This window comes from Amycolatopsis sp. CA-128772 (assembly GCF_002904295.1).
Lineage (GTDB): Bacteria > Actinomycetota > Actinomycetes > Mycobacteriales > Pseudonocardiaceae > Amycolatopsis.
In genome coordinates this window covers 43574-53672 of sequence record NZ_PPHG01000056.1, presented here as the reverse complement: position 1 = coordinate 53672, position 10099 = coordinate 43574, and the positions used below count along the sequence as shown (strand labels likewise).

At 71.9% G+C, this 10099-nt stretch carries 10 protein-coding genes; 4 read left to right on the top strand and 6 right to left on the bottom strand.

Translation table 11 applies throughout. The annotated features are described in order from the left end of the window. The coding region (locus tag C2L59_RS19925; protein ID WP_103351013.1) for a hypothetical protein at positions 1-1373 on the bottom strand (1373 nt) is incomplete at its 3' end. Between the two features lie 273 nt (positions 1374-1646). Between C2L59_RS19925 and C2L59_RS19920 the strand changes: the two genes are divergently transcribed. Further along, positions 1647-2150, top strand: a complete 504-nt coding sequence (locus tag C2L59_RS19920; RefSeq protein ID WP_103351009.1) for a DUF3145 domain-containing protein — start codon at positions 1647-1649, stop codon at positions 2148-2150. Positions 2151-2181: 31 nt separating this feature from the next. Continuing rightward, positions 2182-2775: a hypothetical protein gene (locus C2L59_RS19915; RefSeq protein ID WP_103351008.1), complete on the top strand. Its 594-nt coding sequence runs from the start codon at positions 2182-2184 to the stop codon at positions 2773-2775. Positions 2776-2829: 54 nt separating this feature from the next. Here C2L59_RS19915 and C2L59_RS19910 read toward each other — a convergent pair whose 3' ends face one another. From C2L59_RS19910 to C2L59_RS19890, 5 genes are all read right to left on the bottom strand, one after another. Further along, positions 2830-4074 carry a beta-ketoacyl synthase gene (locus C2L59_RS19910; RefSeq protein ID WP_103351007.1) on the bottom strand — a complete coding sequence of 415 codons (1245 nt, stop codon included), beginning with the start codon at positions 4072-4074 and terminating at the stop codon, positions 2830-2832. A 28-nt stretch (positions 4075-4102) separates the two neighbouring features. Then, positions 4103-4348, bottom strand: a complete 246-nt coding sequence (locus tag C2L59_RS19905; RefSeq protein WP_004559006.1) for an acyl carrier protein — start codon at positions 4346-4348, stop codon at positions 4103-4105. A 74-nt stretch (positions 4349-4422) separates the two neighbouring features. After that, positions 4423-5406 carry a beta-ketoacyl-ACP synthase III gene (locus C2L59_RS19900; RefSeq protein WP_103351006.1) on the bottom strand — a complete coding sequence of 328 codons (984 nt, stop codon included), beginning with the start codon at positions 5404-5406 and terminating at the stop codon, positions 4423-4425. Further along, positions 5403-6326: an ACP S-malonyltransferase gene (locus C2L59_RS19895; RefSeq protein WP_103351005.1), complete on the bottom strand. Its 924-nt coding sequence runs from the start codon at positions 6324-6326 to the stop codon at positions 5403-5405. The genes C2L59_RS19900 and C2L59_RS19895 overlap by 4 nt, the downstream gene beginning before the upstream one ends. 276 nt (positions 6327-6602) lie before the next feature. Beyond that, entirely contained in the window at positions 6603-7817 is a 1215-nt protein-coding gene (locus C2L59_RS19890) for a CdaR family transcriptional regulator (protein WP_103351004.1), read from the bottom strand. A gap of 116 nt (positions 7818-7933) precedes the next feature. Between C2L59_RS19890 and C2L59_RS19885 the strand changes: the two genes are divergently transcribed. Then, on the top strand, positions 7934-8842 hold the full coding sequence (locus C2L59_RS19885; RefSeq protein ID WP_103351003.1) for an ABC transporter ATP-binding protein: 909 nt from the start codon (positions 7934-7936) through the stop codon (positions 8840-8842). Next, positions 8839-10059, top strand: a complete 1221-nt coding sequence (locus C2L59_RS19880) for an ABC transporter permease (protein WP_233223598.1) — start codon at positions 8839-8841, stop codon at positions 10057-10059. Before C2L59_RS19885 ends, C2L59_RS19880 begins: the two co-directional genes overlap by 4 nt. Positions 10060-10099 lie beyond the last annotated feature (40 nt).

The following is a 10099-nucleotide window of genomic DNA, read 5'->3' as shown; positions in this document are numbered from 1 at the left end:
GGCTGGGGTGTGGGCGGTTCGGCCGGTGCGGGTGGTTCGGGAGCCGGCTGCGGGAAGGGCTGCGCGGCTTCGGCGGGCGGTTCGGGATCCACCTGTGCAGCGGATGCCTGGGGCGCAGCCGGCGGCTCGGGATCTGGCTGCGCGGCGGGTGCCTGGGGTGCAGCCGCTTGGGGTGGCTCGGCTTCGGCGGATGGCTCGGGATCTGCCTGCGCTACAGGCGCCTCGGCTGCGGCAGCCTCGGTCGGTGCGGCTTCGGCGGATGGTGCCGGGCGCTCGCGCGCCGGCTCGGCCGGCTCGGCCTCGGCGGGCGAAGCTGCCGGTCCTTCGGGTGCGGCGGGCTCAACGGTGGCCGGCCCGGCTGCGGCAGCTTGCGGTGCCGGGGCCTCCGCCACAGCGGGCGAGACCTCCGCCACAGCGGGCGAGACCTCCGTTACGGCGGGTGGGGCCTCCGCCATAGCGGGCGAGACCTCCGCCATAGCGGGCGAGACCTCCGTTACGGCGGGTGGGGCCTCCGCCACGGCGGGCGGGGCCACGGGGTATCCGGGCCCCGGGAAGACCGGCAGCGCCGGGGAATCCGAGGCCGGTGGCAGAACCTCCGCGCCCTCCCCCTCGGCAGCAGGGCTCTCCGCAACAACGGCGGCAACCGGGGTCTCGGTCCGCCAGTCGCTCACCCCGGCCGAACCCACGCCAGCCGGAGCCGAACCAGCCGCCGCCGGGGGCAGGGCCTCCGAACCATCGTCCCAAAGGGACTCCGGTGGCGCGTCGTCCGTCAAGCGGCTGAAGCCCTCGCCCAGCAGGACCTCGTCCGAAAACTCCGGTGCCGATGGCGCCAATCCGCGGATCAACGCCCGGACCTGGTCCACCGATCGCGGCCGGTGGGCCGTTGCCAATGACACCGTCGCCGCCAGCATCGTCGTCGGGGTCGGGTGCAGGACGCGGACCGGGCCCGCCAGGTCCGCCGCCGGCTGGTCCACCGTCTCCACGTACGGGCCCACCGCGATGATCGTTCCCACCGGGGCCGTTCCCGGGACCAGGTCCGCGATCCGGCGCTCGCACGCCTGGGACAGGTCCAGGGCCTCCGTGGCCGGGTTCACCGCGTCCTCGTCGGTGACCAGGGGCCAGCCGTCCGCCTGCCACGGGCCGCCCAGGGGGGCCTCCAGCCTCAGGGCCGGGTCCGGGAGGTCCACGCCGATGACGATGATCACCCCGTGCGGCAGCAGGACCACCGCTTCGATCGGGCGGTCCGTCACCGAGCCGACGCCGATCAGCGCGATGCCGCCGATCATGGTGCTGCCGCGGCCCAGGGACGCCAGGGCCGCCCGGACGTCGTCGGCGACCCGGGACCGCTGCCGCTCCAGGCGCACCAGTCGCACCGAAAGCCCCTTTCCGCTCGTCGTTCCGGGTCATCACGCTAGCGCGCCCAGCGCAACGAACCGTGCGACACGGGGACGGCACGGCGAGGTGCCCTCCGAAAGTGGGGCGGCGGGTGACTTGTGGTGTTCATGTGGCCAAACGGCACGGTTGGGGTGCAGAATGTGCTACAACGCATCGGAGGCGGCATTCGGGAGCCGCGCTGAAGCCGTTCCGCAGCTCGAGACAGGGCGTAGGGGAAGACGTCCCTCGTCGAGCAACAAGCGGAGGTAGCAGTGAGCACCCGTGGCAGCACCCGAGGTGTGGTGTACGTCCACTCGTCGCCGTCTGCGGTGTGTCCGCACGTCGAGTGGGCTATTTCGGGCACCCTGGGTGCCCGCGTTGACCTGAAGTGGACGGCGCAGCCGGCCAGTCCGGGTCAGCTTCGCGCCGAGTGCGGATGGCGCGCGCCCGCGGGCACCGGCGCCAAACTGGCGTCCGCCCTCAAGGCGTGGCCGATGCTCCGGTTCGAGGTGACCGAAGAGCCCAGTGCGGGCGTCGACGGCGAACGGTTCTGCTTCGCGCCCGGCCTCGGCCTGTGGCACGGCCGGACCAGCGCCAACGGCGACATCGTGGTGGGCGAGGACCAGCTCCGCGCGCTCGTCACCATGACCCGCGGCGGCGAATCCCTCGCGCACAAGCTGGACGAACTCCTCGCCGCGAGCTGGGACGAGGCGCTCGAGCCCTTCCGCCACGCCGGTGACGGCGCGCCGGTGACCTGGCTGCACCAGGTCGGCTGAGCCAGGGACGGGGGCCGGTACGCTCTCCGGGGTGACCACCCCCGCCTCCGGCTCCCGCCAGCGCTGGCTGGTGCCCGTCGTGGTCGTCGTGCTGTCGGTGACCGTCGGTGGTGGCCTGCTCGCGCGCGAGCTCTACCGCCGGCCCGACCAGCCCGCCGACGACACCTCCGTCGCGGTCTCGACGCCGCCCTCGGCCAGCAGCGGCGCGCCCGCCGCGGCCGGCCAAGTCGGGATGACCGACGACGCCCGGGCGCACCCGCAGGCCGAAGCCGTCCGCCGGGTGCTGCAGAAGTACTTCGAGGCCATCAACACCAAGCAGTACCAGGTGTGGACCGACGTGGTCACCGACGAGCGGGCCGCCGCCCAGTCGCAGAGCGACTGGAAGAAGGGCGTTCGCACCACAAAGGACAGCGAGGCCCTCGTCTACCGGATCGAGCGCGCGTCCGGGAACTCGCTGCGGGTCCTGGTCGGGTTCACCAGCCGGCAGGCCATCGAGGACGCCCCGCTGTTCTTCCGCGAGCCCTGCATCAAGTGGCGGCTCGTCATGCCGATGGTGGTCGAGGACTCCGCGCTGAAGGTCGCCGCCGTCGACGGCGGGCCGCCGCCCGAACACGAGAAGTGCTGAACGCGAGGAGGGGCCCGGCCGAAGCCGGGCCCCTCCTCGCGTCTGCTCGTGCGCTCAGACCGTGAACAGCAGCGCGGTGTTGTGGCCGCCGAAGCCGAACGAGTTGCTGATCGCCGCGGTCAGCTCGACCTTGCGCGGCTCGCCCGCGACGACGTCCAGCTGCACCCGCGGGTCCAGGTCGGTCAGGTTCCGGGTGGCCGGCACGATACCGTGGTAGAGCGACAGGACCGTGATGATCCCCTCGACCGCGCCCGCGCCGCCGACCAGGTGGCCGAGCGAGCCCTTCGGCGCCGTCACGACCGGGTGGTCCCCGACCGCGTTGCGGATCGCCGCCGCCTCGCCGATGTCACCGACCACTGTGGACGTCGCGTGCGCGTTCACGTGCCCGATGTCCGCGGCGGTCACCCCGGCCATCTTCATCGCCGCGCGCATCGCGGCGATCTGGCCGATGCCCTCGGGGTGGTTGCCCGTGATGTGGTAGGCGTCCGAGGTGATGCCGTGCCCGGCGACCGTCGCGTAGATGCGCGCCCCGCGGGCCTTCGCCAGGTCCGCGCGCTCCAGGATGACGACGCCGGAGCCCTCGCCGAGGACGAAGCCGTCGCGGCTGGAGTCGAACGGCCGCGACGCGCTCGCCGGGTCGTCGTTGCGCGTGGAGACCGTGCGGGCCTGGGCGAACCCGGCCAGCGTGATCGGGTGGATGCACGCTTCGGCGCCCCCCGCGATCACGACGTCGGCGCGCCCGGAGCGGATCATCTCCACCCCGCTGACGATGCCCTCGGCGCCCGAGGCGCAGGCCGAGGCCGGGGAGTGCACCCCGGCCCGCGCCTTGAGGTCGATGCCCACGTGCGCGGCCGGTCCGTTCGGCATCAGCATCGGCACGGTCAGCGGCGACACCTTGCGGAGACCCTGCTGGTGCAACAGGTCGTTCTGGGTGAGCAGGGTGACGGGGCCGCCGACGCCGGTGCCGATCGACACGCCGAGGCGGTCGGGGTCGACGTCGGTGTGCTCGTCGGTCGGCTCGGTGTACCCGGCGTCGGCCCACGCCTGGCGGGCGGCGATCAGCGCGACCTGTTCGCAGCGGTCCAGCCGGCGGGCCTGCACCCGCGGGAGGACTTCCGAAGGATCGACGGCCAGCTGACCGCCGATCTTCACCGGCAGCTGCAGCTCCTCGACCCAGTCGGCCTCGATCGCCCGGACCCCGCTCCGCCCGGCCAGCAGACCGTCCCAGGTGGACGTGACGTCCCCACCGAGCGGTGTGGTGGCGCCGAGACCGGTGATCACGACGTCGAAGTTGCTCATTCGAGTCTCCTCAAGGAGGGAAGAGGACTTACTTGGAGTTGGCCGACACGTAGTTCACGGCGTCGCCCACGGTCTTCAGGTTGGCGAGCTCGTCGTCCGGGATCTTGACGCCGAACTTGTCCTCGGCCTGCACGGCGATCTCGACCATCGACAGCGAGTCGATGTCCAGGTCGTCCACGAACGACTTCTCGGCGGTGACGTCGTCCTGAGCCACACCGGCCACCTCTTCGACGATCTCGGCGAGGCCGGCGAGGATCTCAGCGTTGTCAGCCATGGGGTAGTTCCCTTCTCGGTCCATCTGGGGGTCTGTTTCCCTCGGGCGAGTGCCCGCGGGGAGCGTAACGGTGATCAGGGGCAGATGAACGCCTGCCCGGCGTAGGACAGGCCCGCGCCGAACCCGACCGCCAGCACCACGTCGCCGGGCTTCGCCGTCCCGGCCTTGCGCATGTGGTCCAGCGCGAGGGGGATGGACGCCGACGAGGTGTTGCCGGAAAACCTGATGTCGTCGGCGACGACCATGTCGTCGCGGGCGCCGTTGGCCCGCAGCTTCTTCGCGATCGCCTCGACGATGCGCAGGTTCGCCTGGTGCGGGATCAGCACGTCCACATCGGACGGCTTGAGCCCGGCGGCCTCCAGCGCCTGCACGGCGATCGGCGCGATCTTCGTGGTCGCCCACCGGAAGACCGACTGGCCCTCCTGGTAGATGTACTTCTCGTCGCGCATGTAGATGAGGTCGACCAGGTCGCCCGCGCTGCCCCACGACACCGGGCCGATGCCCGGCTCGTCGGACGGGCCGACGACCGCGGCGCCCGCGCCGTCGGCGAAGATGATCGCGTTGGCCCGGTCGACCGGGTCGACCGAGTCGGTGAGCTTCTCCGCGCCGATGACCAGGACCTTCTTCGCCGAGCCGGCCCGCACGAGGTCGGAGGCGACGCCGAGGCCGTAGCAGAACCCGGCGCACGCGGCGTTGAGGTCGAACGCGCCCGGGCTGGGGATGCCGATCCGGGCGGCGACCTGGGCGGCGGCGTTCGGGATCAGCGTCGGCATGGTGCAGTTCGGCAGGATCACCGTGTCCACTTCGGACGGGTCGACGCCGGCGTCGGCCAACGCGGCGGTGCCGGCGGCGACGGCCATGTCGGTGAGCAGCTCGTCCTTCTCGGCGAACCGGCGCTCGACGATCCCGACGCGCGTCTGGATCCACTCGTCGCTGGTTTCCATCGTCTGCGACAGGTCGTCGTTGGTGACGACCTTCGCGGGCTGGTAGCTGCCGACACCCAGCACGCGGCTGCCGCGGGAGCCGGTGGTCAGGCTCAGGGCGGGTCGGTCGGTCACGAGGCGTCCTCCTGGCGCAGCGCGGCCAGCTCGGCCGGCGTCTTCAGCGCGGTGATAGTGGTGACCACGCCCTTGAGCTGCCGCTTGACCAGGCCGGTCAGCGTGCCCGCGGGCGCGAGTTCGATCGTGCGGGTGACGCCGAGCGAGACGAGGCCGTCCATCGTCAGGTCCCAGCGGACCGGGCGGGTGACCTGGGCGACCAGCCGCGCCAGGTAGTCGGCCCCGCTGGTGACGACCGCGCCGTCCGCATTGGACAGCAGCGGCCGGGTGGGGTCGGCCGGGGTCAGCTCGGCGGCGTGGGCGCGCATCGCCTCTTCGGCGGGCGCCATGTACCGCGTGTGGAACGCGCCGGCGACCTTGAGGGCGCGGATCTTCGTGCCTTCGAGGGGCTCGGCGACGATCTTCGCGATCGTGTCGGCGGCACCGGAGGCGACGATCTGCCCGGCACCGTTGCGGTTCGCCGCGGTCAGGCCCTGCTCTTCGAGCCACGCGACGACCTGCTCGGGATCCCCGAGCATGACCGCGGCCATCGACGTCGGTTCCAGCGCGCACGCCTTCGCCATCTCGGCCCCGCGGACGGCGGCGAGCGCGACGGCGTCCTCGGCCTTCAGCACCCCGGCGATCGCGGCGGCCGCGAGCTCCCCGACGGAGTGGCCGGCGACCGGCGCGTCCGCGGGCACCGGCGCGGTGGCCTGCAGGTGTTCGAAGGTGAGCAGCGACAGGGCGACGATCAGCGGCTGCGCGATCGCGGTGTCCTGGATCTCCTCGGCCTCCGCCTCGGTCCCGAGGCGAAGCAGGTCGAGCCCCGCACGCTCGGACCACTGCGCGACGCGCTCGCGCGCACCGTCGAGGTCGAGCCAGGGCGTGAACATACCGGGGGCCTGGGACCCCTGACCGGGAGCGAGGACTGCTGCTGTCACCCTTCAAGACAACACGGCGAGGGCGGTTTCCCGGGATGCCGACGTTCACAGTGTCTGCGCGGCGTCTTTGTCGGAAACCTCCAAAGATGCGCGGGAGAAGCTCGCGCGTAACCCGGAAGCCTTGTCGGGTTCAATCACCTTTCGCTGTTAAGTCCATCACGTGACGGGGCTCTCGGCAAGCGCCCCAATGTGGCGTTGGTGGCGTCTGACGCACCGAACGCCACATTGGGTGCGCTGGACGCACCGAACGCCACATTGGGGTGCTCGGGGTCTGGGTCACCAGAGGCCGCGGGCCCTCGCCAGCCGGCCGACCGTCAGTGCGATCCGCAGCACCAGGGCGTCCCTCGGGTCCGTCGGCTGGCAGCCCGTCAGGTCCGCCGCCTTCCGGAGGCGGTAGCGGACCGTGTTCGGGTGGACGAACAGCGTCTTCGCGCACGTCTCCAGCACGCCGCCGCTCTCCAGGTACGCCTCCACCGTGCGCTGCAGTGTCGGGCCGGCCTCCTCCAGTGGCCGCGCGATCGCGTCCACCAGCAGGCGTTCCGCCTCCGCGTCGCCCGACAGCGCGCGCTCGGGCAGCAGGTCCCCCGACCGGACCGGCCGGGGCGCGCCCGGCCAGCCGACCACCGCGCGCAGGCCCGACAACGCCTCCGTCGCGCTGTGGTGGGCCTCCGCCAGCGTCGGCACGGTCGGGCCGGCGACCACCGGGCCTTCGGCGAACGCCACCGACATCCGGGTCAGGATTTCCCGCTCCTTGGGGCCGCCCTCGGTCGGGCCGCCCACCACGACCACCAGCCGGGAGCCCTGCACCGACAGCAGGACCGGGCGGCCGACGCGGGCCGCGCGGCTGCGGACCTCGAACACCACCGTCGGCGGGTCCTCCGACGGCGGGTTGCCGACCAGCACGGTCGCCGCCGCGGTCGGGTCCCAGCCCAGCGCCGTGGCGCGCGACAGGACCGACTCCTCGGCGTCGCCGCGGACGATGCCGTCGACGACCAGCGCCTCCAGCCGGGCGTCCCAGGCGCCGCGGGCTTCCGCGGCGGCGGCGTAGGAATTCGCCGCCGCGAAAGCGATTTCCCGGCCGTAGCGCAGGATTCCCTCGATCAAGGCGGCGCGTTCGGCTTCGTTCGCCGCGAAATCCGGCAGCTGCTCCTCGAACACCTCGATGGCCAGCCGCACCATGCCGACCGCCTGGCGCAGGCTGATCCACCGCGACAGCTCGGCCGGCGCGTCCCGGAACGCCTCCGTGGTGAGCTTCAGCGCCTCTTTGGAGTCCCGCAGCCAGCCGACGAACCCGGCCGCGCCGGCCTGGGTGATCAGCAGGACGCTCGCCCGCTGGTCGGCGGGCAGCCGGGCGAACCAGGGCAGCCGCCGCTCCATCACCGCGATGCTCGCGCTCGCCAGGCTGCCGGACGCGCGTTCCAGCTGCCGGAGCGTCTTCGCGGACAGTCCGTGGTGCTTCGGCACCGGGCGCGGGGCGGATGTTCCTTCCATGGCGACGCGATCCTACGTGCCCGCAACTTTCGTAGCCCCCGGCGGCAACGCGCGAGGGTAGGCGGCGCGTGTACGCACTGCCTAGGATCGGGGCCACACAGAACGGGGGAACCGGAATGACCGGTTTGGAAATCGACGGGGTGTCCAAACGTTACGGCGACGTCGTCGCCCTGCGGGAAATGACGTTCGACGTCCGGCCGGGCGAGCTGTTCGGCTTCGTCGGCAGCAACGGCGCCGGCAAGACCACGACCATGCGGATCGCGCTCGGCGTGCTCTCCGCCGACGCCGGCGAAGTCCGCTACGACGGCGTGCCGGTGACGCACGAGACGCGCCGGCACATCGGCTACATGCCCGAAGAACGCGGGCTCTACCCGAAGATGAAGGTGGCCGAGCAGCTCACCTACCTCGCGCGGCTGCACGGCATGCCCGCGGCCGACGCGCGCGCGTCGGCGGAGAAGTGGACCGAACGGCTCGGCGTCGCCGGCCGCCGCGACGACGAGGTGCAGAAGCTTTCGCTGGGCAACCAGCAGCGCGTCCAGCTGGCCGCCGCGCTGGTGCACGAGCCGCGGATCCTGGTGCTCGACGAGCCGTTCTCCGGCCTCGACCCGGTCGCGGTCGACGTGATGAGCCAGGTGCTGAAGGAGAAGGCGGCGGAGGGGGTGCCGGTCGTGTTCTCCAGCCACCAGCTCGATCTGGTGGAACGGCTGTGCGACCGCGTCGGAATCGTCCGGAATGGACAGATGGTCGCCGTCGGCACGGTGGACGAGCTGCGCGCCGGCGGCGCGGTGCGGCTGCGGGTCGACGTCCCCGAGGCCGCCGAAGGGTGGGCCGGCGGCCTGCCCGGGGTGAAGGTGCTCGGCCGCACGGGGTCGGTGACCGAGCTCGAGCTGGGCGAGGACGCCGACGACCAGGCCGTGCTCAAGGCGGCGCTGGCCACCGGGCCGGTCCGCGAGTTCGCCCGCGAACAGCCGTCGCTGACCGAACTGTTCCGGTCCGTCGTCACCACCGAGGAGGTCCCCGCATGAGCACGCCGGTCCCGGACGTCCGGATGAGCCCGACGGCGGCGGTGGGCCTGGTCGCCTCCCGCGAGATCGGCACGCGGGTCAAGTCGAAGGCGTTCCGCGTCAGCACGGTGATCATGCTGCTGCTGATCGTGGTCGGCATCGTGCTGATCAAGCTGATCGCCGGCGGCGGCGGACCCGACGCCAAGGTCGGTTTCACCGCGGCGACCGCCGCCTTCTCCGCGCCGTTGAAGGCCGCCGGGCAGGCGGTCGACCAGAACATCGAGGCCACGCAGGTCGCCGACGAGGCCGCCGGGCGCGCCCAGCTGGCCGACGGCTCCCTCGACGCGCTGCTCACCGGCGACGGCAAGAGCGTGCACGTCCAGGTGAAGAAGGACCTCGACGGCAAGCTGGCGAACGTCCTGCAGCTGCTGTCCCAGCAGGTGGCGATCAACCAGCAGGTCACCGCGCTGGGCGGGAACCCGGCGCAGTTCCAGGCCGCGATCGCGTCCGCCAAGTTCGTCGAGGACCCGCCGCTGGAGGAGCCGTACGACTACAACGGCCAGCAGCTCGTGCTGGGCATCGTCGCCGGCATCCTGATCTACCTGTCGCTGATGATCAACGGCCAGACCGTCGCGCAGGGCGTCGTCGAGGAGAAGACGTCGCGGGTGGTGGAGCTGCTGCTGTCGACGATCAAGCCGTGGCAGCTGATGGCCGGGAAGGTGCTCGGCATCGGCGTGGTCGGGCTGATCCAGATGCTCGTCATCGGGATCGGCGGGGTGGTCGCCGGGCTGGCCACGAACGTGCTCACCATTTCCGTTTCGGCGGCCGTGGGCACGGTCGTCTGGCTCATCGTGTGGTACCTGCTCGGGTTCTTCATGTACTCGATCGTGTTCGCCGCGCTCGGGGCGCTGGTTTCGCGCCAGGAGGACGTCGGCGGCGCGACGATGCCGGCCCTGATGTTCGTGATCGCCGGGTACGTGATCGGTATTTCGGTGCTGCCGTCGGATCCGGGCAACACGTTCGTCGAAGTGCTTTCGGTGATTCCGGTGTTCTCGCCGACGTTGATGCCGATGCGGCTGGCGATGGGCGGAGTGCCCGTTTGGGAAGCGGTGGTGTCGGTGGGACTGGTGGTGCTGCTGATTCCGGCGTTGATCTGGCTGGCCGCGCGGATCTACCGGAATGCGGTCATGCGCACCGGGGCGAAAGTGAAACTCCGCGACGCCCTGCGCGCCGCCTGACGTTCTTCCGCTGTTCACCGGCCCTCGGACGCTTCGGTGT

Excerpts from the sequence above, each read along its gene's own strand:
- C2L59_RS19910 (WP_103351007.1), bottom strand. The coding sequence starts at position 4,074 with ATGAGCAACTTCGACGTCGTGATCACCGGTCTCGGCGCCACCACACCG.
- C2L59_RS19905 (WP_004559006.1), bottom strand. The coding sequence starts at position 4,348 with ATGGCTGACAACGCTGAGATCCTCGCCGGCCTCGCCGAGATCGTCGAA.
- C2L59_RS19890 (WP_103351004.1), bottom strand. The coding sequence starts at position 7,817 with ATGGAAGGAACATCCGCCCCGCGCCCGGTGCCGAAGCACCACGGACTG.
- C2L59_RS19885 (WP_103351003.1), top strand. The coding sequence starts at position 7,934 with ATGACCGGTTTGGAAATCGACGGGGTGTCCAAACGTTACGGCGACGTC.
- C2L59_RS19880 (WP_233223598.1), top strand. The coding sequence starts at position 8,839 with ATGAGCACGCCGGTCCCGGACGTCCGGATGAGCCCGACGGCGGCGGTG.